General features: G+C 62.2%; 21 protein-coding genes and 1 pseudogene. 8 read left to right on the forward strand and 14 right to left on the reverse strand.

All coding sequences use genetic code 11. The annotated features are described in order from the left end of the window. Nucleotides 1-6 precede the first annotated feature (6 nt). Nucleotides 7-1,068, forward strand: coding sequence for a LacI family DNA-binding transcriptional regulator (locus V9L17_RS10065; protein WP_337351318.1), 1,062 nt, complete (start codon nt 7-9; stop codon nt 1,066-1,068). 508 nt (nt 1,069-1,576) lie between these two features. Here the strand turns inward: V9L17_RS10065 and V9L17_RS10070 are convergent. Next, nucleotides 1,577-2,059 carry a winged helix-turn-helix transcriptional regulator gene (locus V9L17_RS10070; RefSeq protein ID WP_337351319.1) on the reverse strand — a complete coding sequence of 161 codons (483 nt, stop codon included), beginning with the start codon at nt 2,057-2,059 and terminating at the stop codon, nt 1,577-1,579. A 125-nt stretch (nt 2,060-2,184) separates the two neighbouring features. On the opposite strand from V9L17_RS10070, the gene V9L17_RS10075 reads away from it, so the two are divergent. Beyond that, the gene (locus V9L17_RS10075) at nt 2,185-2,901 is read left to right on the forward strand and encodes an SDR family oxidoreductase (protein WP_337351320.1); all 717 of its coding nucleotides are present in this window, start codon (nt 2,185-2,187) and stop codon (nt 2,899-2,901) included. Beyond that, nucleotides 2,898-3,473 (forward strand): PaaI family thioesterase, encoded by a 576-nt coding sequence (locus V9L17_RS10080; RefSeq protein WP_337351321.1) that lies wholly within the window; start codon nt 2,898-2,900, stop codon nt 3,471-3,473. The genes V9L17_RS10075 and V9L17_RS10080 overlap by 4 nt, the downstream gene beginning before the upstream one ends. Before the next feature lie 388 nt (nt 3,474-3,861). Here the strand turns inward: V9L17_RS10080 and V9L17_RS10085 are convergent, their stop codons facing one another. Continuing rightward, nucleotides 3,862-4,896 (reverse strand): AAA family ATPase, encoded by a 1,035-nt coding sequence (locus tag V9L17_RS10085; protein WP_337347161.1) that lies wholly within the window; start codon nt 4,894-4,896, stop codon nt 3,862-3,864. A 206-nt stretch (nt 4,897-5,102) separates the two neighbouring features. Then, nucleotides 5,103-6,464 carry an aspartate aminotransferase family protein gene (locus tag V9L17_RS10090; protein ID WP_337351322.1) on the reverse strand — a complete coding sequence of 454 codons (1,362 nt, stop codon included), beginning with the start codon at nt 6,462-6,464 and terminating at the stop codon, nt 5,103-5,105. A gap of 127 nt (nt 6,465-6,591) precedes the next feature. On the opposite strand from V9L17_RS10090, the gene V9L17_RS10095 reads away from it, so the two are divergent. After that, nucleotides 6,592-8,187 carry a PucR family transcriptional regulator gene (locus V9L17_RS10095; protein ID WP_337351323.1) on the forward strand — a complete coding sequence of 532 codons (1,596 nt, stop codon included), beginning with the start codon at nt 6,592-6,594 and terminating at the stop codon, nt 8,185-8,187. A 54-nt stretch (nt 8,188-8,241) separates the two neighbouring features. On the opposite strand, the gene V9L17_RS10100 is transcribed toward V9L17_RS10095, so the two are convergent. From V9L17_RS10100 to V9L17_RS10150, 11 genes are all read right to left on the reverse strand, one after another. Then, nucleotides 8,242-9,747 carry a CoA-acylating methylmalonate-semialdehyde dehydrogenase gene (locus V9L17_RS10100; RefSeq protein ID WP_337351324.1) on the reverse strand — a complete coding sequence of 502 codons (1,506 nt, stop codon included), beginning with the start codon at nt 9,745-9,747 and terminating at the stop codon, nt 8,242-8,244. Nucleotides 9,748-10,102: 355 nt separating this feature from the next. Continuing rightward, nucleotides 10,103-10,897, reverse strand: a complete 795-nt coding sequence (locus V9L17_RS10105) for a hypothetical protein (protein WP_337351325.1) — start codon at nt 10,895-10,897, stop codon at nt 10,103-10,105. Nucleotides 10,898-11,556: 659 nt separating this feature from the next. Then, a complete protein-coding gene (locus V9L17_RS10110) occupies nt 11,557-11,889 on the reverse strand; it encodes a DUF6510 family protein (RefSeq protein WP_337351326.1) in 333 nt (110 codons plus the stop codon). After that, a complete protein-coding gene (locus V9L17_RS10115) occupies nt 11,886-12,623 on the reverse strand; it encodes a ferredoxin reductase (protein ID WP_337351327.1) in 738 nt (245 codons plus the stop codon). Before V9L17_RS10115 ends, V9L17_RS10110 begins: the two co-directional genes overlap by 4 nt. A gap of 10 nt (nt 12,624-12,633) precedes the next feature. Then, entirely contained in the window at nt 12,634-13,224 is a 591-nt protein-coding gene (locus V9L17_RS10120) for a molybdopterin-dependent oxidoreductase (RefSeq protein WP_337347312.1), read from the reverse strand. Nucleotides 13,225-13,392: 168 nt separating this feature from the next. Then, the gene (locus tag V9L17_RS10125; RefSeq protein ID WP_337351328.1) at nt 13,393-14,961 is read right to left on the reverse strand and encodes an amidohydrolase; all 1,569 of its coding nucleotides are present in this window, start codon (nt 14,959-14,961) and stop codon (nt 13,393-13,395) included. A 62-nt stretch (nt 14,962-15,023) separates the two neighbouring features. After that, a complete protein-coding gene (locus tag V9L17_RS10130; RefSeq protein WP_337347153.1) occupies nt 15,024-16,175 on the reverse strand; it encodes an FAD-dependent monooxygenase in 1,152 nt (383 codons plus the stop codon). A 44-nt stretch (nt 16,176-16,219) separates the two neighbouring features. Next, nucleotides 16,220-17,317, reverse strand: coding sequence for an ABC transporter ATP-binding protein (locus V9L17_RS10135; protein WP_337351329.1), 1,098 nt, complete (start codon nt 17,315-17,317; stop codon nt 16,220-16,222). Further along, on the reverse strand, nt 17,314-18,129 hold the full coding sequence (locus V9L17_RS10140; protein WP_337347151.1) for an ABC transporter permease: 816 nt from the start codon (nt 18,127-18,129) through the stop codon (nt 17,314-17,316). The genes V9L17_RS10135 and V9L17_RS10140 overlap by 4 nt, the downstream gene beginning before the upstream one ends. After that, nucleotides 18,126-18,992, reverse strand: a complete 867-nt coding sequence (locus V9L17_RS10145; RefSeq protein ID WP_337347150.1) for an ABC transporter permease — start codon at nt 18,990-18,992, stop codon at nt 18,126-18,128. The genes V9L17_RS10140 and V9L17_RS10145 overlap by 4 nt, the downstream gene beginning before the upstream one ends. Nucleotides 18,993-19,070: 78 nt before the next feature. Next, the gene (locus tag V9L17_RS10150) at nt 19,071-20,168 is read right to left on the reverse strand and encodes an extracellular solute-binding protein (RefSeq protein WP_337351330.1); all 1,098 of its coding nucleotides are present in this window, start codon (nt 20,166-20,168) and stop codon (nt 19,071-19,073) included. 497 nt (nt 20,169-20,665) lie between these two features. Between V9L17_RS10150 and V9L17_RS21300 the strand changes: the two are divergent. The 4 genes and pseudogenes from V9L17_RS21300 to V9L17_RS10165 form a co-directional block, all read left to right on the forward strand. Further along, nucleotides 20,666-20,914 (forward strand): annotated as a pseudogene (locus V9L17_RS21300) (helix-turn-helix domain-containing protein); the annotation flags it as partial. Nucleotides 20,915-21,013: 99 nt separating this feature from the next. Next, nucleotides 21,014-21,292 carry a cupin domain-containing protein gene (locus V9L17_RS10155; RefSeq protein WP_337347148.1) on the forward strand — a complete coding sequence of 93 codons (279 nt, stop codon included), beginning with the start codon at nt 21,014-21,016 and terminating at the stop codon, nt 21,290-21,292. A gap of 555 nt (nt 21,293-21,847) precedes the next feature. After that, a complete protein-coding gene (locus tag V9L17_RS10160; protein WP_337351331.1) occupies nt 21,848-23,122 on the forward strand; it encodes an ROK family transcriptional regulator in 1,275 nt (424 codons plus the stop codon). A 305-nt stretch (nt 23,123-23,427) separates the two neighbouring features. After that, a complete protein-coding gene (locus tag V9L17_RS10165) occupies nt 23,428-24,450 on the forward strand; it encodes an AraC family transcriptional regulator (protein ID WP_337351332.1) in 1,023 nt (340 codons plus the stop codon). Nucleotides 24,451-24,718 lie beyond the last annotated feature (268 nt).

A 24,718-nucleotide genomic window follows, 5' to 3' on the forward strand; every position in this document is an offset into this window, starting at 1 on the left:
GCTGGTATGGGAAACGTGACGCTCCAGACCATCGCCGACCATGTGGGGGTGAGCCGGATGACGGTGTCGAACGCTTTTTCACGCCCCGACCAGCTGTCCGCGGAGCTCCGTGACCGGGTCCTCGCTGCGGCCACGGAGCTCGGCTACGTCGGACCCGACCCCCGGGCCCGCGCGCTCAAGCGGGGAAACACGGGGGCGGTGGGCGTGCTACTGACCAAGTCCCTCGCGTACGCATTTACGGACGATGTCGCGATGCGCTTTTTCGGCGCAATCGCCGAAGAAGTCACCAGCCAGGGCCTTGCCCTGACGCTGCTGTCGGCCGACGAAACTGGAACGCATGTGCCAGCGCGGGACGTTGGCATGGACGGAGCGCTGGTCTACTCCTGCGACCCGACATCCCCGGCCCTGGGTTGGCTGCTGAAGCGCCAACTGCCCCTTGTCTACGTCGACCAGGCCGAGCAGACGGATATCCCCAGTGTCAACGTCGATGATTACCGTGGCGCGCAGGCCGCCGCACGGCACTTGCTGGATCTGGGCCACCGGAAAGTTGGCTTGCTGTACAGCGCCCCAGAGCCGGAGATTGCCATTGATCAGGCCCCCGATCCATCCCTGCTGCCACACGCCGTCCGACAACGGTACCTGGGCTGGAAAAACGAACTGGACAAGGCAGGCGCCACCGCGCGCACGGCAGCGGTGCCCATGGGCGGGCGCGAGCAGCACTACGAGGCCGCCCGGCAACTCCTCAGTCTTGGCGAAAGGCCGACCGCTGTGCTGTGCTTCTCCGACGTCATGGCAGCGGAGGCCGTCCGCGCAGCACACGACCTGCAGCTCCAGATACCGGAAGACCTATCAGTTGTAGGATTCGACGACAGCCCGGTAGCGATGCAGCTTCGCCCAACACTGACCACGGTGAAACAGGACTTCGCTGAGAAAGGCCGTCTGGCGGCCAAACTCATGACAGACGCCCTGGCGACCAAGGCAGCCTCAGCACCCGCTAGGCACTATCTGCTGCCAACAGAGCTCATAGTCCGGGAAAGCACAGCACCGCCACGCGCAGCAACACGTTGACCGACGACCCGGGATGTGGCCACTGACTGGCAAGAATGCAGAGCAGCAACGCAGGGTGCGCAGCAAGCCATCATTGGGGTCTAAAGCACGGGAGTTAGAAGTAGCTGGGCGGCTGGGCGCGGGTCGTCGGCCATCGACCACTCTGCGGCCGCCCGGAAGCCCTGCGGAAGTGGTTGGCACGGGCGGCTCAGTCGTGGCTCTTCACCTGGGACGACGTTTCCCACCTCATTCACGATGACAGTCACAATGCAGTCGTTTGTGCTTCGAAGCTGGCGACTTCTTCGAGAATGATCGGCGCGGCGGCGGTGATGGCTGCATAGATGCCCGATAACGCTGGCGATTTCCATGACTTCGAGTATTTCCTCGATCGTGGCGCACAGTCAGTCTGCTTCGAGAAGCAACCTGAAGCTTGATTCCGGCGAATCCGACCGGCGGAACGCCGGGCGCAGCGGCGACCAGGGGACGACGGCGGGAGGTACCGCCGTCGTCCCCTGCCCGGTTCTAGTTCTTACTGGTCAGACGCCGGGTCCGCACCGGCCGCTGACACTAGCGGTCCGAGCACCAGACTTCCTGGGGTGAACTCCTCACCGCAGTCCGCACACGACACCACCGGCTTCAGGTCGGCCCCGCAATTGTGCCGGTACGAGGCACGGGGTGTCTCGTCGCGCATCCATGTACTGCTCCACGCTGCGAGTGAAATGAGGATGGGCGCGACCTCGGCCCCGGAAGCTGTGAGGTGGTACTCGTAGCGCGGGGGGCGCTCGGAGTACTGGACACGCTCGATCACGCCTTGGCTTTCAAGCGTGCGCAGTCGTCCCACCAGGATGTCTCGGGACGCGCCGGTATTTCGCGCGATCTGATCGAACCGGTGAACGCCCAAGGACATCTCGCGAAGCGCCAGCAGCGCCCACCGCTCCCCGAGCACATCGAGCCCCGCCGCGATGAAACACGCCCTAGGCGCATCTACTGCCATGTCGGTCGGCCGATTCATCCTGCACCTGCTTTCGGTAACTTTCTTCAAGTATACAAGTCAGTTGGAAAATCCAACTCACTCCACTACTCTGATGTCCTGAGGTCGCTACAACCGCGTCCGCCCATCTGAGATCAGGAGAATCCATGCCACTGCTATCTGGCGCCGTCGTCCTCGTTACCGGCGCAAATGGAGGCCTGGGCCGCGAGCTCGTGGACCAGGCCCTCGCCCGAGGTGCTGCGAAGGTATACGCGACGGCCCGCCGCCCGCAAGAGTGGAACGACTCCCGGGTCATCCCCCTCGCCCTCGATGTCACCAACCCTGACTCGATCCGGGCCGCGGTTACCCAGGCCCAGGACGTCACCGTTCTGATCAACAACGCCGGCATGAGCGTCGAATCGGACACGTTCTTGGCACTCCCCGAAGAGAAGGTCCGGGAGGTCATGGAGACCAATTTCTTCGGACCGGTCGCCTTGACCAGGGCATTCGCACCGGTACTCGCCGCGAGCGGGACATCAGCGGTCCTCAACATCCACTCGGTGCTCAGCTGGATCGCACTCACCGGCGCCTACAGTGCATCAAAGGCCGGGCTGTGGTCGGCGACCAACTCCTTCCGCGTGGAACTGGCCCCCCAAGGCACGCACGTCACGGGTGTTCACGTCGGCTACATGGACACAGATATGGCCAAGGGCGTGAATGCCCCGAAGACCTCCCCCGAGGAAGTCGCGCGAAAGTCGTTCGATGGGCTCGAGCAGGGGGATTACGAGGTCATCGTGGACGAAATCAGCGCCGGAGTGAAGCGCGGCCTGTCTGGCTCGATCTCGGATCTGTACCCTGTACTGGCAGCCAACATCCCCGTATGACCACGACAAAGCCTGAAGACCGGCAGAGCTCTAAGGAGGAAACCCCGGTGACAACCAACACCTCGGCGCAACGCTCGGAAACCTTCACCTGGATTGATCCGGCAATCGCGCTCGAACAACTGCCACGACTGTCGGGTCTGGACTACTTTTCCGGCCTCCGCGACGGCAGCATTGCGCCGCCGCCGATCGCTTCCCTCATGAGTTTCGATCTCGTCGATGCCAGGCACGGACACGTCGAGTTCCAGTGCTCGCCGGGAGAAGCGCACTACAACCCCCTCGGAGTGGTGCACGGCGGCTTGGCCTGCACGCTCCTCGACACTGTGCTCGGCTGCGCAGCACACACTACCTTGGAGGCAGGGATCGGCTACACCTCTAGCGATCTGGCGGTCAAGTACCTGCGACCCATCACGCTCCAGAAGGGTGCTCTGCGCGCAGAGGGGTCAGTCGTAAAATCCGGCTCGCGCGTGATCTTCACCGAAGGCCGCCTCAGCACCGCCGACGGAGAACTCCTGGCCACCGCCACGAGCACGCTGCTCATCTTCCCCCACCAACCGGGCGCTCTGGCAAAATGACTGATACCGGCACCGCCCCTGCCCTGACGCCTGCCCCTCAGGATCGCGCAGTGCCGGTCTTGGCGGCGGCTGGTCCGCCGCGAGGAGCTCTCTCGGGTTCCCTGATGTGGCCGGAGGAAATCCTCTAGGGGCAGCGGACTCGCTGTGGCTGATCCCGAGGGGCGACAGTGTGGAGCTGAGAGGTACAAGCTCCCGTAAATGCCGGAAAACGCCAGTGGGACCGTGCCGGGCGGTTCCGATGATGGATCGCGGTTCAGCTCCCTATTCCGAGATGTGGTCGAGGGCATTCCTCTGTGCGACTGTCTTGATGTGCGTCCCAAGCTGGTTGAGCCGAGGGTCCCTCTAATACAGATTAGTTGCCTAGGAGATTTCATCCAGGAGGCGGCATTCAGACCAGCCAACGCCACCAGCGTGACCGCTCCGGTTCCGGCGTCGGTTCCGGCTCCGGCTCCTCGCCCAAGGCCAGCGCGGCCTCGACAATGTCGTCCGCTGTGAGCGTCATGACGGCCTCACGATCAAGCGCGTCGAGACTTTGCTCCTCGTCGAGCGACAGCCGCAGCGCCTGACGGTTGAGCGCCTGCTCGAACAGGGTGCGGGCGAACCGTGCGTTGCCGGAGTCCTCGCCCGCGTGCAGCCCCGTGAAGATGCGCCGCAGCATCTGGTCCGCACCCGGCTCCAGCCTATATTCGTGCTGGGCCAGCATCTGGTGGAAGATCATCTGGAGTGCGTCGACGGAGTAGTCCGGAAACGTGATCTCGCGGGCGAACCGGGATCGCAGTCCGGGGTTCGAGAGCAAGAAAGACTCCATCAGCCGCGGGTACCCGGCCACGATCACCACCAGGCGGTGGCGGTGGTCCTCCATCCGCTTGAGCAGGACCTCGATCGCCTCGGGGCCGAAGTCCATCCGGCCGTCCTCCGGGGCCAGCGCATAGGCCTCGTCGATGAACAGGACGCCGTCCAGTGCACGCCGGATCACCCGGTCCGTTTTGATGGCGGTGGCGCCGACGTACTGCCCCACCAGACCCGAACGGTCGACTTCGACCAGGTGGCCTTTCTGCAGCAGACCGACCGCGCGGTACATCTCGGCCAGAAGCCGCGCCACGGTGGTCTTACCCGTGCCCGGGTTTCCGAGGAACACCAGATGCTGTGATGTGGCAACCTCCGGCAGGCCGTGCGCCTTACGGCGGGCCTGGACCTGGAGCAGTGCGACGAGGGCCCGCACCTGTTCCTTCACGGTCTCCAGTCCGACCAGAGCGTCGAGCTCGGCCTGCACCTCGGACAGCGGCCGGGCCGGCCCGGGCCTCGCACCGATGAGATCGCCGACCAGGTCGTCGACGCGCTCCGACCTGGACAGCTTGAGCTGATCGGCCAGATGGCCGATGGTTTCGCGCAAGTCGTCGAGCGGATTGCGGCTGGCAGCCATGCATCCACTGTAATACTCGATTCCCGACCGGCGTGGGGTTGGCCTCACCGGAAGCAACTCCCTTTTGGTCGCAGTACTCAGGCGGTACAGACGGTCTCTGTTGGATAGTGCCTGCACCCGCCGTGCTTTCGGTGCTCAATACGGCGAGCAGCCGGGTGCCACAGGTGTGAGGCGACCCGCCCTTTCCAGGCGCGATTTGCCCCTGCCTACGCCCGCGCTGGCCTAGAGGCGGTGGCGGCGAGAGCCTCGTCGTAGATGGACAGTGCCTGGGTCACTTCTTCGGCCGTGACGACGGCGGGCGGAACCACGTGGATGCGGTTTTCAGCGATGAAGGGCAGCAGTCCGCGGCCAAACAGTTCGGCCTTAAGGCGGCCCATGTAATCGGCGGTGACCGGCGTGCGGGTGCTGCGGTCCTGCACGAGCTCGAGCGCCCAGAAGACCCCGCGGCCGCGGACGTCGCCAATGACATCGTGCTTTTCAGCAAGTGCCTGGAGGCCCGGCTCCAGGTGGTCGCGGCCGATGCGTGCGGCGTTGCCAACAATGTCTTCTTCTTCGAAGGCTTCGATGGAGGCGACGATGGACGCCGCGGCGATCGGGTGCCCTGAATAGGTCAAGCCGCCCGGGAAGACGCGTTCGTCGAAAGTGGCTGCAATGTCGCCGGAGATGATGACGCCGCCCACCGGGATGTAGCCGGAGTTGACGCCTTTGGCGAAGGTAATGAGGTCCGGTGTCACGTCAAAGGCGTCGAAGGCGAACCAGTCTCCGGTGCGACCGAAGCCGGCCATCACCTCGTCGAGGATCATCACGATGCCGTACTCGTCGCACAGCGCCCGCACGCCCTTAAGGTACCCGGGCGTGGGAACCAGGATGCCGGCGGTACCGGGAACGGTTTCGAGGAGAACGGCGGCAACCGAGTGCGGTCCTTCGGCCTGGATGACCCGGCGCAGGTGGTGCAGCGCCCGCTCGGTTTCCTGCTCAGGGGTTCCCGCCCAGAACTCCGAGCGGTAGAGGTACGGTCCGAACACGTGGACGTGGCCGCGGGAGTATTCATTGGGGATGCGGCGCCAGTCCCCCGTTGCCGCAATCGCGGCGCCCGTGTTGCCGTGGTAGGAGCGGTAGCGGGAAATGACTTTGTCGCGGCCGGTGTGCAGGCGAGCCATCCGAATGGCATTCTCATTCGCGTCTGCGCCGCCGTTAGTGAAGAACACCTTGTCCATGTTTTCGGGGGCGTGGGACAGGATCTTGGCCGCTGCCGTCCCCCGCACGTGGTTGGCGTGTGCCGGAGCCACGGTTGCCAGGCTTGTAGCCTGCTGGGCGATGGCGGCGATCACTTTCGGGTGCTGGTGGCCGATGTTGGTGTTGACCAACTGGCTGGAGAAGTCCAGGAAGGTGTTGCCGTCGTGGTCCCAGATGGTGCTGCCGGAGCCGCCGGCGATGGCCAGGGGGTTGAGGGACTTCTGCGCAGACCAGGAATGGAAGACGTTCGCCCGGTCGAGGGCAACGACGTCGGCATTGCTGAGGCCTGCGTTATCGATTGCTGTGTCCAGTAGTGCCGGGCTGGCGACCATGACGGTTCCTCTCGGTGGATGGATTGGGAAGTTCCTTCATCATCCGGTCCCAGGGGGTCGAGGCGCAGTATACGTTTGTACAATCAATCCAGTCCTGTTCGACGTTTTCACATCATGGGGTCCCCTAATGCCACCCAGCCTGAACATCCTCCTCCGCAGCCGGTCGCTGAAGCTTCGACTGGTTGTGCCCGACCTTGGCTCCCCACAGCTCGAAGAACCGATCAGCTGGGTGCACAGCTCTGACCTTGAGGACCCCACACCGTTCCTGGACCCGGGCCAGCTGCTGCTCACCGATGGAACACAGTTCCCCATCGCCGGAGCGGGTGGTGATGGGGCCGGAACGACGACGGCGGAACAGGCACCCGAAGGCCCGCCGCGGAAAGTGCCGAACGGCCGGGGATATGAGGACTATGTTCGCCGGCTGGTGGACCATGGAATCGTGGGCCTCGGCTTCGCGACGCAGGTCATCCACGGGACATTGCCGCCGGGCCTTGAGGAGGCGTGCCGAAATCAGGGCCTGCCCCTGGTGGAAGTTCCGGACCGCACGCCATTCATCGCTATTATCCGCATGGTGGCCGACTACCTCGCGAGGGAAGAACATGCCCGGGCGGAGTGGTCACTGCAGGCGCAACGGGCCATTTCCCGTGCAGCGCTCCGGCCGGACGGCCTGACTTCCATCCTGGGCGAACTCGAACGGCAACTGCACAGTTGGGTGGCCCTGTACGACGCCGCTGGCAACTATGTCCGGATGCCGCGGAACCGTCCCGTACCCGCAAACATCGCTGCCCACGTTGGCCAGCGGGTACGGGACGCACTGGACCTTGGCACGCGTTCGGCCTCACACCTGGACATCGAGGGCCAGTCGGTGACACTGCAGACACTCGGCCGTAAGGGCAGTCTTCGGGGAGCACTGGTTTTGGGCGCCATCGAACCCTTGGATCCCGCGAGGGCGGACATCGTCAACAGCGTCATCGGCCTGGCCAGCCTGGCCCTGGAACAGGCTCGCACCCTTGACACTGCCCGCAGGCACCTCCGCGCCGGCGTCTTTGAACAGCTGCTGGCGGGCAGCACCGACGTGGCCCTCCGGACCGCGCGGCAAGTGTGGGGCCAGCTGCCGCGCGAACCGCTGCTTGTGACGGCCTCACGCCAGGACAGTCCTGCGCCGAACCTGCTTGAGGCCCTGGAACTCCTGTCCGACGATTACCGCGGCGCTGTGTTCTATGCGGTGCGCGGTGACCTGCTGATAGTCCTCGCGGCACGGGCCCACCAGGACAAGGTCCTGGAACTGCTTGAACGCCACGGTGCAGTGTGCGGTGTCTCGGCGGAAACCGCCATGAGTGGCCTGGCGGATGCCCTCGAGGAAGCCACGCGGGCGGTGCGCCGTGCCGCGGAGCTGGGCCGCGCCGTCGTCACATTCCCAGAACTGTCCGACGGCGGGATGCTGGGATTGCTGCGCGAAGAGAAGGCAGGGCCGGTGGCCCGCGGGCTGCTGCAGCCGTTGGTTGCGCACGACGCCGCCGAACAGACTGAACTGCTGGAGACTGTCCGCGAATGGTTTGCCAACAACTGCGTTTGGGACAAGACCGCCAGACGGCTGGGCATCCACCGGCATACCCTGCGCAACAGGATAGACGCCGCCGGCAGGATCCTTGGCCTGAACCTGGACGGCATGCGCGACCGCCTGGAACTCTTCGCCGCGGTGCAATTCCTGGATGAACGATAAAGGGACACGAAAACTCCCGGCAAGCCTGCCGGGAGCTTTCGTGTCTACGGGCCGCTAGTTTTGCGGAAAGCCGAGGTTGATGCCGCCATGGCTGGGGTCCAACCAGCGCGAGGTGATGGCCTTCTCGCGGGTGAAGAACTGGAAGCCTTGCAGGCCATACGCCTTGGAGCTGCCGAAGATCGAGTCCTTGAATCCACCGAAGGAGTAATACGCCACTGGCACCGGGATGGGGACGTTGATGCCCACCATGCCCACCTCCACCTCGTTCTGGAAACGGCGGGCGGCGCCGCCGTCGTTGGTGAAGATCGCAGTACCGTTGCCATAGGCGCCGGAGTTGATCAGGTTCAGGCCCTCCTCGTAGCTGCGGACACGGACCACAGACAGGACCGGGCCGAAGATTTCCTCCTTATAGACGCGTGAGGTGACGGCGACGTCATCGATCAGCGTCGGGCCCAGCCAGAAGCCGTTCTCGTCGCCGTCCACGTTGATGCCGCGGCCGTCCACCACGACCCGGGCACCGTCTTCCAGTGCGACATCGATGTAGGCCGCCACTTTGTCGCGGTGCTCGCGGGTGACCAGCGGGCCCATGTCGCAGTTCCGGCGACCGTCGCCGATCCGCAGCGTTGCCATCCGGGAGGTGATCTTCTCGATGAGTTCGTCGGCGACGGGCTCCACGGCGACCACCACGCTGATGGCCATGCAGCGTTCGCCGGCGGAACCGAAGCCGGCGTTGATGGCAGCGTCGGCAGTGAGCTCAAGGTCGGCGTCGGGCAGGACCAGCATGTGGTTCTTCGCCCCGCCGAGTGCCTGGACGCGCTTGCCGTTCCTGGCGGCCGTCTCGTAGATGTACTGGGCGATCGGGGTGGACCCAACGAAGGAGATGGCTTTGACGTCCGGGTGTTCCAGAAGCCCGTCCACCGCTTCCTTGTCGCCGTGGAGGACGTTGAAAACGCCGTCCGGCAGGCCGGCTTCGGTGAACAGCTCAGCGAGCCAGTTGGCCGCCGTCGGGTCCTTCTCGCTCGGCTTCAGGACCACCGTGTTGCCGGCGGCGATGGCGATCGGGAGGAACCACAGCGGCACCATGGCAGGGAAGTTGAACGGGCTGATGATGCCCACCACTCCCAGGGGGGACTTGGTGGAATAGACGTCCACGCCGCTGGAGACGTTCTCCGAGTGCTCGCCCTTGATCAGGTGAGGGAAGCCCGTTGCGAGTTCGACGACTTCCTGGCCACGGGTAATTTCACCCAGAGCGTCAGAAACGACCTTGCCGTGCTCGGCGGTGATGATCTGCGCAAGTTCGCCCTTGCGTTCATTCAAGAGCTCGCGGAAGCGGAAAAGGATCTGCTGGCGCTTCGTGATGGACAGATCACGCCAGGCCGGGAAAGCCTTCTGCGCCGAGGAGATGGCTGCCTCAATGTCAGCGGCGTTGCCGAGTGCCACCCGCTTGGTCTCGATCCCGCGGGCAGGGTCAAAAACCGGAGCAGTACGGTCCCCTGAGGACGGTGCTTCTTCTCCACCAATCCAGTGGGACAGGACGGGAAGTTCTTGGTTGACTGACACGTTTCTTCTCGCTTTCGGGATGTTAGTACAGCAATGCCGGAGCGGCCTGGAGCCACGGTACTCGGAAGACAACCTCCAATGACCCACGACATTTGTCAGGTCTGTGGGCGACGTTTCGACACATGTATATAAAAGGGGACGAAAGGCTTGGCGCTTAGCGTTTTGGCATCACCCGCACGCCCGAGGAGTCTTCATGAAGAGACACATGCCCACGTCCATCGGATTCGCTGCGGCAAATCTGTTCCCGTCCTGCACATTCGACTGCAGGGCGCAGGCTTGGCCGGCAAATCCACGCCGGCGGGCAGCTCAATGCCCAGGGCAGAAGTCTTGTTTCCGGCCGGAAGCTTGCGGGGCCTCAGACAATCAGGTTGAGCGTGAGTTCCATGGCGCCGAGGAAGAGTGCCAGAACCGATGTGCCAAGCCCAGCCACCAGGAGCAGACCGGGGTGCGCCAGACCCACCACGACGCGCCTAAGTTGGGGCGAATGCCGCAGGAATCTCTTGGGCAGCCGCGAATCCTGTGGGTTCTGGCGCCAGCCGCGGAGACGGCGAAGGAACCACGCGCAGCGCACAATGAGCGCCATCCACAACACCGACACAACCAGCGGGACCGCTGCCAGGAGCAGGTTGAACCCCAACGACGTCACCTCCCGCTCCGAGTTCCCGGCCAGTGCCTGCACCGTTGTGGAAATCGAGGCGCTGGCCACCACGGATAATCCCCACACCATAAACGCAGCCGTCAGCGCGAGGAACCGGACAAAGAAGTGCGCGAGCACCGATTCCTTTTGGGGCTTGAGGTACCGGCGCGGGGTCGCATGGAGCACGGCCACAGTGCAAGCCAGCGTGGGCAGGGCAGCCATGCCCACAAATACGAACCAGGTCCAGCCGGCCAGGTCCACGAACTCGTCAACAATGATCAGCGACGCCCAGAAACCCGTCCACGCCCAGCCTGCATGCAACGGATTCCGGACTAGCCAGGCGGGCGGCCGCTGAAGCAGCGGGACACTCGGCGCGGTAGCAGACAGTGAGGCAGGGACCCGGACCCCCATTTTTTTGGGCACAACAGCAGCAGGACCGACGCCAACTGGGCCGTCAGGCAGAGCCCCCGCCTTGGCGTGCCGCGGCTTTTGCTCCCCACTCGCCATGCTCATGGGCTCACTGTAGCAATGCGGAGACTGGGTCCGCCGTCGTCCGTCCGCACGGTAGGTACGTGGCGGGAAGGCGAACCCTTTGCAGGGTACCGGCGGCCTCGGGCCGCCCTTCTTGCCGGCGCTTGGCGGAATCTCCATTACCCGGGGAACACGTCTCCATTTACTCGGCCCAGACCGCCGAAATCCATGTTGACCGGACCGGACAGGAAGATGGCCATCGTGCGAGCAGCGTGACGGACAGGACCAGGCCTTCCGTTTCTCCAATTCAGCGAAAGTCGCCGTCAAGTTTTTATTGTTATTACGTAAACTCTACGATAGTTTCTTTCAAATGTGCCAGCAGGCGGAGGGCCCACTAGCCAGGGTCCTGTTCCCGCCATCCACATAATTTCAAAGGCAACCCCGGCGCCAGGCATAAACCGCTCCTCCTCCGGAGAATCAGCCGCTCCCCCGAAAACATCGCCAATCAGTCCCACCCTCTTTTACGCATTAGTCTGAGCTCCGTCGATACGCCGCACCACTGCGGACGGGGATCCCCCGCCTGCTGAGCCCTCACTCCACCGCGAACCGCCAAGGCTCGGCGGTGTGCTGCTCCTGCTCGCCGAGCCCAAGGAGGCGAAGGAGTTGCCGCCCTGACTCGGGTGATTCAGCGTTCCCGTGGCCTACTCGCCGCGGCTGATCTCCAGGTAGCTGAGGCCGCTCAGATCCAACCAGTATCGGGTTGGTGTTTCCACCAGCCTCAGCAGGACACCCTGGCAGTTGCGGCAGCGCACCACGATGCCGGGCGCGTCGGTGTACACAATGGCCTCACCAAAAGCCCTCACTGAACCGCAATGCCTGCAGCGTCCGAGCGCCGCGATGATGTCGATTCGGAACACTTCCGACAGCGCGCCGGCCGTTGCGTTACCATCCAGGTACGGAATCGGATCATGCGGAGGTGCTGCAATATCTTGGTCGTCCGAGTCAGGGACAACGAAATCGTCCGCGCCGTTCACTGGATACCTCCCGTCCCGCCAAACCGTTCGGTCTTTATCGACTCCACCGGGTAGCCGGCCACCACCAGCCAGTCCGCAACGGTCTCCACGAAAACCGTTTGGCCGCAAATGAACACATCCGGATTCTCCTCAGCCGGGAAGATCTTGCGCAGAAGTGTGTCCGACGTAAGCCGCCCCGGCGTAACCGGCCAGCCCTCCGGCGCCGAGCGGGTATAGACATAGTCGACCATCAGCTTGTCCGATTCACGGTCCAACCGACGCAGCTCTTCGCTGTAAAGCAATGAATCCGGTGACTTGAGGGAATAAAGCAACCTGAAAGGGGACTCGTTGGTGGAAGCCTCATGAGCGCGGATCATCGACATCAACGGCACCACCCCTGACCCGCCCCCGATCAGCTGCACCCGCTTCCCATTACCGGGCCGCCAGACAAACCAACCGCCCACCGGCCCTCGGATTTCCAGCCTGTCCCCGACCGCAAGGTCCCGGACCAGATAAGGTGACACTTCGCCGTCGGGCAGCTCGTCAACCGTGATTTCCAGATGCTCATCCACACTCGCGGATGCCAACGAGTAAGAGCGGATCGCGGTGTACCCGTCCTCTGCGGTGAGGCGGACGTCGATGTGCTGGCCCGCCAGGTGACCCATCAAGCCACCCACACGCAACCTGATGGTCCTGGCTGTGTCATTTTCCGGGACACCGCCTACCACTTCGGCGACCTGCCATTGTGTGCTCACGAGACGTGCCTCATGAGTACCGCTCCTCGCGCCACGGGTTGCCGTGAAGATGATAGCCATTCGATTCCCAGAACCCGGGAAGGTCTTCCGCTGTCAATTCCAGGCCGCGAATCCATTTGGCGCTTTTCCAGAAATATAGCTGCGGCACCAAAAGCCGGGCCGGGCCGCCGTGGGCGCGTTCAAGACGTTGGCCATCGAATTCCCAGACCACCCAAGCCTTGCCGCCCAGGAGGTCCCACAGCGGAAGGTTGGTTGTGTAGCCGCCGAAGGAATGAGCTGTGGCGAAGTCGCAGGTGGTTTGGACGTTCTCGAAGAGCGTGTCCAATGAAACGCCACGCCACCGAGTTCCCAGTTTTGACCAGCTGGTCACGCAGTGAATGTCCGCGGTGACTGACTCCTGCGGCAAGGCCATGAATTCGTTCCAGGACCAAGAGAGCCGCCGGCCGGTCTCCGCGACGATGAAAAACTCCCATTCGCCGACGGGAATATGCGGAGCAGGCCCCGCCGTAAGCACGGGAAAATTCTGCGTTTCATGCTGCCCGGGAGGCAGTGCGGGATTCTGGGACCGGCGTCCACGGAAACCGGAAGAAACAATACCCATCATGCACCTCCGCAGTGGAGCCTCACCCCTGCCGGCAACAGTTGATGCCCCCAACGATAAGACAACGTTTGGACGTGGTCTAGGCATCAACTGTTTCAGCTCAGTGCAGGTGAAGGCGTAACCGCTGCAGGTGTCTGACGACCTCAGCGACGACAGTATGTTTGCCCATCACACCGCAGCCTTCACAGTGACATCGGCGAGCCGGCCGAAGACTTCGCGGCCTCCGATGATCGAAACTTTGGTATCGATCTTGTCGAAATCTGCCAGGTCGGTCAGGTGCGGGTCGCTGCCGACAACGATCAGGTCGCCCAGTTTCCCCACCTCAAGGCTTCCCTTCTCGGTCTCCTGCCTGGTGGCATACGCGGCGTCCGAGGTGTATGCGCGCAGGGCAGCCTGCACATCGACGCGCTCGGCATCATTGACCGGGACGCCATTCTTGTTGCGCAGCTCAAGCATGCATTTCATGGTGACCCAAGGGTTCGTCGTAAAAGGCTGTGCCCCGGCCGTATCCGAGTTCCCCGGAAGAATTCCCTGGATCGATCGGAGGGTCTTGATCGCATACTTGGAGGCTCCCGCCGGCAGCCGCTGTTTCGGCTCGTCCGGCTCGGCAAGGACGAATCCTGGGTTCGGTACCGCAATGCCGCCGGCTGTCACTAGGCGCTTTAGCTGCGCGGTACCGAAACTCTCGTTGAAGAAGTGCTCGATCCTCAGGCGGTGGTCCAGATCCGGATACAGTTCGTGGACACGTTCCACCGCTGAAACCGCAATCTCCTGGGCGAGGTCTCCGATGGCGTGCGTACAGACCTGGACCCCGTGTCTCGTAGCCTCGACGAGTTCTTGCACGAGCGTCGGATAAAGCCTGGTCAGAAGTCCCCACTTTTCCGCGTCCTTCCCGACGAGATCCGACCGGTATGCTCCGTCTCGCCCGCCGTCCATGAAGATCTTAAGGCCCTGAAGCCAGATACTGTCGTTGCCGAAACCGGAGCCGAGGCCGCGGAACGCCGCATCGGATACGGACGCGAGGGGTTGGTGACCTGGTCCGGCGGTAAGGAGCAGCCCCATCCGGGGGATGCTTCCCTTCGAGGCGAGCGTCCTCAAAGCTGAAATCCCGTTGTTGGATGCGGCAATTTCGTGGACGGTCGTGACGCCGTTCCTCATGAATAGCGTTCGAAGCGTCTCCTCCATGGCGTCCGTAAGAGCGTCGGTTCCAGGGGCGGGAGCAGCAACTAAATCCCACCCTTCTTCGATAACTCCGTTCAGAGTCCCGTCCGGATTCTTCTGAAGGCGCACGCCGACGGGGGCGACGGTGTCCTGCGAGATGCCGCTGGCCTCCAGTGCCGCGGAGTTCAAGACGGATTTGTGCAACGTCCAGCGAATTGCTACCGGATGGTCGGGAGCTACCTGATCGAGCTCATCGCGTGAGGGCAGGTCCTGGCTGAATGTTCCCTGGAGCACAAGCCACGTACCTGGTTTTGTTGTGGCGCATTGCGACCGGATCAAGGCGAGGATTTGGGCCCGGTCGAGAGCTCGAACGTCCCGCCAGAAATGCCGCGACATTGTGATCAGCTCGACATGCGTGTGGACGTCGATGAATCCCGGAAGCACGGTGGCACCGCCGAGGTCGAAGATAGACGCGTCGGGGCCGAGGCTGTCGAGGACCGATGCCATATCTCCGACGGCGACGATTCGGTCGCCCTGGATACCGATCGAGTCGGCGACACGGCCCTCGTCGTCCATCGTCAGGATGTTGGCGTTGACTAAAGCGAATTGCTGCTGTTGCATCTGCCTATTCCCCCTGGTCACTGTTCGGCCGGTACGGTGTTACCCAGCGGTCGCGGCGCGACAGCCCCGCCGCGCCAATAGAATTCCCACCGCGATCCGAGGACGGGAGAGTTGGCGATGGCCGAGAAGAGCTTGCTGCGCAGCGGTGCCAGCGGGCGCGGCCACTTGTAGTTGAGTATGTCGTAGGCGGTCGTGAGCCGTTGGACCATGTTGATCCGCGGCCGGGAGGAGATTTCCCAGTCCGACAACGCCGTGCGGATGTCTGGTGTGGAAGCCACGCACTCCGCAAGTTCCCAGGCCGCGGCGATGGCAACGCCGGCCCCCTGACCAAAGTTCGGTGGCTGTGCGTGGGCGGCGTCGCCAATGATGGCGACGTTTCCCTTCACCCAGGTATCACAGTGCACGACGTGGTGCCGGTGGTGGATCGACAGTTCCGGCGTTACTGCGGCAAAGTATTCCTCGAGGTGGGGGAAATGCCGTGTCCAGTAGGAAGTGTCTAGGGGAACTCGGGTCGCCCGGCTCTCCCTCTCGGGACCGATGATGAACATGTACGTGAAGTCATCGGAACAGGGTGCGATGCCGACGCGAAGCTGCCCGGACCAGTGCTCGGTGCTGAACGGGCCCTCCTTTTCCTGACGGGGCACTAGCACCCGCGTGGCTCCGTCTCCCAGTCCGATCTTGTAGCGGCCCAGGTCCAGCGAGTCGCGGACGCGGGAGTGCAGGCCGTCCGCACCGATGACCAGGTCTGCGCTCTCCTCAGTCCCGTCGGCAAAAAGGAGCGTTCCCGCAGGCGTCGCCCCGATGACCCGGCGACTGGTATGCAGACGCGCCCCGAGATCCAGTGCCCGCTCCTGCAGGGCGTTGTGCAGCTCGGACCGCAACGTGACGACCAGTCGTTCCTGGCTCAGATCACGGCTCGTGACCACACGCCCGTCCTCGTCGAGTATGCGTGCGGCCTCGATTCTGACGCCCTTTTTCTCCAGCAGGTCGGAAAGTCCGAGACGGTCGAGGACAGCAAAGCTGTTTTCTTTGAGATAAATACCAGCACCGATCTCCCGCGGCTCTGTGGCTTGTTCATAAACGTCGACGTCGAACCCGAACGACCTGAACGAGGCAGCGGCGGCCAGACCAGAAATGCCGGCCCCTGCGATGACAACTCTCTTAGACATTTTTCTCCTTGGCTGGATTTCAAGATTTTGATGAATGAGTGGCGCTAATCGCGCATTATGTTGATGGAGGCAGCGGGAACGAAAAGGTCGACATCGTCGCCGATACCGGCCGCGCACCCGCCGTCGATGTCGCGGCGTACGATGACCCGGCCGATCTCCGGCACGTGCGCCTGGATCTGCTCGTGTTCTCCCAGAAGATGGCACTCTTCGACCCGGGCGCGGAAGCGAAGTCCCGGAGCCGGGGAACTCCCTGCGCCGAGCACGAAGGCCTTGGGGCGCACCGCCAGGGAAACTGGCCCGGTGAAGTCCGCGTGTGTGGGGAAAACCTGCGAATACGCATGGACCGCTCCGTCCCTCACCTCGCCCTGGAGAACGTTGGAGTCTGAGAAGAACTTGGCGACGAACGAGTTGGGCGGCCGATGGTAGAGCGACATCGGGGTGTCCAGTCCGGCAAAGCGGCCCTCGTTCATAATGGCCACCCGGTCGGAGAGGACCAAGGCCTCTTCCTGATCGTGGGTGACGTAAATGACCGTAGTTCCGATCTGCCGGTGGACGCGTTTGATTTCCTCCTCCATCTGCAAGCGGAGGCTTCGGTCCAAGGCGCCGAGGGGTTCGTCCATGAGCAGGATGTCCGGCTCATAGGCCAGTGCCCGTGCCAGTGCGACGCGCTGCTGCTGGCCGCCCGAGAGCTGAGCGGGCTTGCGCCCGGCGTGCTGGCCCAGTCCGACGATCTCGAGCATTTCGTTCACGCGTGATTCCAACCTGGCGCCGCTCCACTTGCGCAGCTTCAGTCCGTAGGCCACGTTCTGCGCCACCGTCATATGTGGAAAGAGTGCATAGTTCTGAAAGACCATCCCGAGTCTGCGCTCTGCCGGAGCCAGACTTCCAAGGTCCACGCCGTCTAGCCTCAGGACTCCGGAGGTGGCAGCTTCGAACCCGGCGATGATGCGCAGCAGGGTCGTCTTTCCCGAACCGGAGGGCCCCAGTAGGGTCAGAAATTCTCCTGGCCGCACGTCCAGGTCTATAGATCGGAGGACCTCGACGTTTCCAAAGGTCTTGGTCAGTGCCCTGATATGGAGTGCACTGTCCTGTTCGGGTTTGCCGTGCACGTCCACGGGGGGTGCCTTCGTCGAGGTGATCACTTGATGTCCTTCCGGAGAGCGGAACCGGCGAGCATGATTGCCGCCGTCGTAATCATGAGGAGTGTGGCCATGGCCGTGATGGCGGGGTCCACCGCGTATTGAACGGAATCGAAGATGTACTTCGGCAGCGTGACCAGGTCTGCACCGCCGAGGAACGTGATGAACACGGCCTCGTCGAAGCTGCTGATGAACCCGAAAAGCATGGCCGCTATGATCGACGGGGCAAGCAATCGGACGGTTATGCTCGTCCAAGCCTTTAGGCGACTCGCCCCCATGGTCATGGCAGCCAATTCCAAGTCGGTGCGCACTTGGTCCAGTGAGGTTGAGAGCACGATGACGACCATAGGCAGCGCGTGGACCGTATGCGCCAGGATAATCCCCTGTTTTGTCCCCAGTAGGTCGAGTTGCGCGAAGACGGCATACATCCCCACCGCATAGGCCGATACCGGGATGACCAGCGGGGCGATCGCCGTGGCTTCCAGGATGCCCCGGCCTTTGAGCGCGCTGCGTTTCAGGGCGAACACCAGAGGAAGGGCGACGAGCAGTGAGCCAAGGGCAACATACGCTCCAATTTCCAGCGAGAGCAGGGTCGGCGATCCCCACTTGTTAGACGTAAACACATCGACGTACCGGTCCAGTCCCCAGTCCTTGGGCGGAAACGAAACCCGTTGGTCGTTGGAGAAGGAGAGGATCGCAATGAAGACCGCTGGACCGAGCAAGAAGAGCACAGCGCAGGCGACAAGCACCCTGCCCATGACGCCGGTGGCCCTATCGAACGCCCGGTTCCGGAAACTGGAAGTTGTGCGCATCATTTTCCGATCCCCTGTCGTAGTGCCTTCGCCCCGACGAACCTGAATGTCACGAGCAAAACAACCAGCGCCGTGAGCAGGAGGATGACGGATGATGCGGCTGCCCGCGGGTAATTGAAATAGGAGAAGATATCGTCGCCGATAACGGTGGCCATGAACGGCGATTGCGCACCGCCCAGCAGGACGGGTGTGATGTAGAAACCTATGCTGATCGCGAAGACGATGGCGCCTGCTGCGACGGCTCCGGATCGTACTAGAGGAAGCCAGACCGAGACCATGGCCCAGGTACGGGACGATCCCAGCACACTCGCCGAGTTGAGCAGTTCTTTGTCGAAGTTCACCATTGTCGGAAACATGGCCAGAACCGCGTAAGGGAGCATTGTGTACGTCATGCCCAGCACCACCGCCAGCGGTGTATACAGCAGCGGCAGGGGTTCGTCGACAAAACCGAACTGAAGCAGGACGGTGTTGACGAGTCCGTTCTTGGACAGCAGCACCGCCCATGCATACGACTTGACTACCACGCCCATCCAGAAAGGCAGGAGCACAGCCGTCCACAGGAGCGCCTTGGCCACAGGCTTTTGCGCTTTCGCCAATTGCCAGGCGAGGCTGCCGCCAAGCACCAGACAAAGGGCCGTTACAGTCAGCGACATGACCAGGGTGGTGAGCAGCCCGTTCCGGATGGCCGGCGAACCGAATGCGGCGGCGTAGTTCGAGAAACCTCCAGAGCCTCCGGTAAAGGAATCGACGCCGAGTTTCACCAGAGGGTAGACGATGAAGAGGAGAGCCATGACAACGAGCGGTGCGATCATGAGGAGGCTGGGAACAGTGGGCAGTACGGCACTCCACTGTCGTGTTCGTTGCACGGAGCTTGTTTGTGGCTCCTGACTGACTACAGGCATCCCGCTCTCCTTTTCCCCACCCTCGACGGACCAACGAGAAGCCTAGCCACGCAGGAACTCCTGCCAGCGGTCGTTGACTTCCTTGTAATTCTTGACGTACCACGCGTAGTTCATGACACCCAGAACCTCGCGGTTTGCGGGAAAGTCCGCGAGCTTGCTGGCAACGTCGGCGGGCAGGAAGTCAAAAGCCTTGGGGTTCGGCACCGAATAACCGAGGGCCTCGGCCCACTTGGCTTCCGCCTCCGGATGCTTGGCGATCCACTCGATAAACTGCCAGGACGCTGCGCTGTTCGGCGACCCCGCGACGACGTTCCAGAAGCCGGGGTTATAGAGCCCCTGGTCCCAGTTAACCGTCATCGGAGTCCCCTGCTTGTCGACGGCATAGGCACGGCCGCTGTAGCTGATGCCCATGTCCGCCTCACCGGTGGCGAATACCTGCATGTTCTGATCGCCGGAGGACCACCAGGTGCCCATGGATGGCTTAATCTTCTTGAGGGTTGCGAACGCCCGTTCAAGGTCGATCTCGTGAGTGGCCAGATCTTCAACAGGAACCCCGGCCGCCACCTCTGCGAGGCTCAGGTTAACCAAGGGGGAGGTGGCGACGCTGGTGCGGGTGCCAGGAAACGCTGCCGTGTCGAAAAGTTCGGTCGTGTTCGCCGGGCAGTTCGCGACTGCGTTTGTGGAACACGCGGAGATGTATCCGAGGCTGGACCAGCTAATACCGAAGTCAGTGACGGCGCTTTGCGGCAGCGCCTCGAGGATACGGCCCTTGACGTCCTCGGGCATCTTCTCGATGAGTCCCTTGTCATAGGCGATGTATGCATCCGGGCCCGAGGTCGAATCCAGCAGGTCCCATTCGATCTTGTTGGCCTGCTTCTGCGACTCCAGGGTCGCAACGTACTTTCCGGGTGCGTCGACAATCTTGACATCGAACCCGGTCTCGGCGACGAACGGGTCAACGAGGTGAGTCTTTGTCGCCGCTGTGAACGGGTTGCCCCAGCTCGCGATGACCAGCGATGGTTTGGCCTGGGCCGCGCCTTCCGGGGAAGAGCACGCCGCGGATCCCAGCAGCAAGCTGGCCAGCGCTGCCCCAAGGCCGACGCGGCGCCAAGGCGAAAGGGAGTTGTTACTGAATGGCATTTTTCAACCTGTCTATCTCGAAAATGGAAACCAACGGATATATCAGTGACGGAGCGGACCGATGACCCACATGACGCTCGTGTGGTGGGTCGGAAGGAGACTCAGCGTGGTCCCCAGCGGTGGCGCATCTTCGCACCTCTACCGCCTTCGTGGAACCAGCAGTCGTGAGACTTAAGTCACACCTAAGTTCTATCCAGAGAATATACTGGTACTTAAGTTTTTGGCAAGAGCCCAGTTGAGGCTTTCTGCGGACCATGACATAAAGAGCCTCGAACGGCCAGATCGCTGTAATACCTGAGAAGTAGCTTGAAGAGGCGCTCAAGTCCTCAAACTCTTGATCCCCTCCCGGCAGGCCGACAACGTATATCTTCAGGGGAAGTTCATCATTGGTGTGTAGAGCGGATGAAAGGATCCTGAAGTTCCACTACAGTCAAGACGATGAATGAAATCCAGTAGCTCTGTCGCCGCGCAGCCATCAACAGTTGAGGAACCCACTCATGCTCACCCGTAACGGTCCTGGCCAATCGTCTGAGAATCAAACACGAGAGGCAGAGGAATCGCCCCACGATCTGGATCTCGGCCGCCGGATTCGCAGTATCCGCCGAGGGAAAGGATTCTCGCTCCGACAGGTATCGGCCGAGGCAGGAGTGTCCGAAGGATTTCTCTCCCAAGTCGAACGCGGCAAGGCGAGTCCATCAGTGGCGTCGCTACGCCGGATCTGTCAGGCCCTCGGTGAGCCCATGGGAGCACTGTTTGCCGACCCCGCTGAGGCTGACGCTGGCAGTCCTCTGGTCCGGACCAAAGATCGGCGGCGCATTAGACGCGCCGATGGGAGCACAGAGTTCATGCTCACTCCGCGCGACGCACGGAAGCTGCAGATCCACCAGACCATCGTTGTACCCGGACGCTCGTCGGGCCCAGAACTGTATACCCACCACGGTGACGAAGAATGCATTATCGTTCTTGAGGGAACCCTTACGGTACGTACCGGCAGCAGCGAGTATGTCCTAGACGCCGGCGATGCCCTCCTGGTCGATCCTAAGATCGGACACGGCTTCGCGAATCACGGAAGCCGGGATGCCATAGTCCTGTGGGTCATTACCCCTGGGGGCCAGGACATGTAGGCAGGTGAGTTCCAGGCGCTGCTTCGCTGATTCGGACAGCGGAACCCCTGGCTGCGGTACGAAGGGCCGACGATTTATTGGCGCACGGGTTGATTAGTCCGTTTCAGGGCGGAACCAGTAGATACATGAAGGCGCTTCTTGCACTATGATCCCGGGAGTGCGGCGTCGCAGTGGGGAACCTACCCAGCGGAGTCATCCGTCCTGCAGCACGGGCGGCTCGGCTAGGCACGTCCGCCATAAACCCGGCACCGACGAACCCGGCCCGTATGCGCGAAGGGGCTGTCGTGGTTCTGTCGTTTTCCATGCCGAAACAGTGACACGGACCACCTGGCTTTTGTGAGTCAACCAGCAAAAGTCTGCACCATTTGACGCACTTGGGGACGGTTTACACACCGAAGCTGCACTTTGTGATGCTATGGGCCTCGACGAGTGGACGGGAACGAGTTGGCACCTTGACACTGAGTGGAAATGGAGACCCATCGGGGTCCTGTGGGCCTGTTGTGCCAGGAGCTCAGTCTCATCATTCCCCTTTTTCGAGTCCCGAAATGGAGAGACATGGACAATGGCGGCCCCGGCGAACTTTTGCACGTGCTGCGGGACGGACACCCGCGAACCAGGGTCGACCTTGCCCGGATAACGGGCCTGGGTCGAGCTGCCATCAGTTCTCGTCTTGAGCCCCTCCTAAAACTCGGGCTGGTTGTCCCCGTGTCGGATGCGGCTTCCACGGGAGGCCGTCCGTCGGCGCGCCTAGCCTTCAACCCCGGTGCCAGAGTGGCCGCTGCGGCCGACGTCGGAGCTACACACGCGACAGTGGCTCTCACGGACCTGTCCGGAAGTGTACTCGTGGAAACCACTGAACGACTTGAGATTTCGTGCGGACCGGAAGTTGTCCTGGACTGGCTAACAATGACCCTGACGGGTCATTTGAAAGCGATGAAGCGTCCGGCGAGGGACATCATCGCTATCGGCATCGGGCTACCGGGTCCTGTTGAACACTCCACCGGAAAGCCCATCAGCCCGCCGAGCATGCCGGGATGGGACGGATTCGATGTTCCCGCTTACGTTCGGCAGACCTTAGACGTACCCGTACTCGTCGATAACGATGTCAATCTCATGGCCCTCAGCGAGCGGGCGACACACTGGCCCAATGAAGACAACATGATCTTCTTTAAAATCGCCACCGGTATCGGCTCGGGGGTGATCAGTGGAGGCATATTGCAGCGAGGCGCGGCAGGAGTCGCTGGAGATGTCGGCCATATTCCTGTTTCCAGAGGGGCAGGAATTCAATGCCGCTGTGGCAAGACTGCCTGCCTGGAAGGCATTGCAGGCGCTCCGGCCGTCGCCGCACGACTCCGCGAAAACGGACTCGAGGCCATCACCGCAAATGACGTCGTCGCGCTCGTCCGTTCCGGCGATTTGGCTGCGATTCAAGCCGTCCGGCAGGCTGGCCGCGACATTGGAGAAGTGCTCAGCATGTGCGTGAGCTTCATCAACCCCTCCCTCATTGTCGTGGGCGGATCGCTTGCACAGTCCGGTGAACATTTGATCGCCGGGATACGCGAAACGGTCTATGCACGCTCAACGCCGCTGGCGACCCAGCACTTGAATATCACCCAATCCGAAACTGGGCCGGAAGCTGGCGTGGTTGGGGCCAGCATCTTGGCCGTCGAACACGTCCTCGCCCCTCACCGAGTCAACGACCTCTCAATCAAGCTGCACCCCGGCGGACACGAAGATACTCACAGTCTCCAGAAAGTGGAGCACGTCGCCCAGATGTCCCACCCGCTCCCTGACGTGCCGAACAAACAATCGCAGGACACATTTCCTTGACCGCGCATCCGACTGAAGGTGCGTGAGACAGCCACGCCAAAGTGCAAGGCGAGGATTGGGTCATTTCTCCCCCGCATCCACCGTGTTACAGGGCATGCCCTCCCAAGCGCAGGCGGTAGCGCTACTCGTCGACTGGGTGCCGCTACCAACTCATCAACGCCCCAATCAAAGGGTTAGAGAAGTAGACTACCCCTAACAGCTGAGGGCCCTTTCGGCCAGCCTTATGAGCCACCGCAACCGCTTCCACAGTCGCCGCGGCAACTCGCAAGTCCGCCATAATGGTTCAGCTGGTGAAGGAGGATGGCATGCCTCAATCTGGTCACGGGGACAGCGGCCGTCTGCGACGATATGCCGTGCAGGAGGGGCTGAACCCCGAACAAAGGTTCGAACATTGGCGGGTGTGGTACGGCAGCGCCGTCGAAACCCCAATGCGTTTGGAAAAAGCCGTACGTAAGACTCCTGTGTCCTTCAATCCTTCAGCCATTAATCTCGCCGGGCAGGGCTTCAGCCTCATAGAAATGCACAACGCCCCCGCATTGGGCTCGTGGGCGCCGAATCCCGACGCCACAGACCTGCGCCTGGCCTACTTTCGCAAGGCCCCGGGGCTAACGCTCACTCTCAACGGTGTTCCTGAGCCAGTATCACCGGGCTCCGTCAGGTTCATCGATACCGCGCTGGGCGGAAGTTTTGATGCGCCCGAAGGTTTTCACGCCTTGCAGCTTAACATCGACCGCAGCAGCCTAAAAGTGAGCGAGGCTGAACTGCGCTCCCTACTTCGAGTGCCTGACCTCGCAAAACACCCAATTGTGGGCACTTTCGTGATCCCTGCGCTGATGAGTTGGAAACGGCCGGGCATCGACCGCGCAGCATCGGGTACGGCGGACATCCTCCGATCCGTGATGGCAACCCTGGTAGGCTCCCTGCTCGAAACGCCGGTCAGCGATGAGCTGCAGAAACCGGCCATAAGCCGGGCCGTGAAGAAATACCTTGAAGCCAGTTATGGCGACCCCAATCTGGATGTGGCAATGGTCGCTGAAAGGTTCAACCTCTCCCGTCGCTCCCTGTTCTACTTTTTCGAGAACGAAGAACTCCACCTGGGTGAGCGCATACGCGCTTTGAGAACGCGCCGAGCGCTGGAGCTACTCCTGCAGGCCGCCGCCCAAAAGACAACCTACGCAGAAATTGCAGCAGCGTGCGGATTCACCAACATGCAAAGCATGCGCCGTGCAGTGAAAGAGTTCACCGGGATGAATGTAAGGGAGATCAATCAATCCGAGACCCACGTTCATGTCGCCCTGCAACAACTGCGCGAGTCACTGAAGCCCTAGCGCCTAAACCGCGTTCAAACTATCGGCGAGGTCATGTCCCACTTTTGAGCGGTGTCGCCCCACTGATCGCGGACAGTATTAGCAACAGCCGCGTGATAGACAAGGCAGCGAGACACTAAGCGGTGCGACTTCCACGACACGATTGCCGCCCCCGCCAGGGAAGCGCCGCAGTCGCTGTTCTGCACCAGGAGCTTTCCGGATAAGATTCCCCGGCAGTCGGTCCCGGACTTCAAAGTCGCAGACACGGCTCGGCCCCAAATCCGGATCG

Origin of the sequence: Pseudarthrobacter sp. CCNWLW207 (genome assembly GCF_037203945.1) — a bacterium.
Lineage (GTDB): Bacteria > Actinomycetota > Actinomycetes > Actinomycetales > Micrococcaceae > Arthrobacter.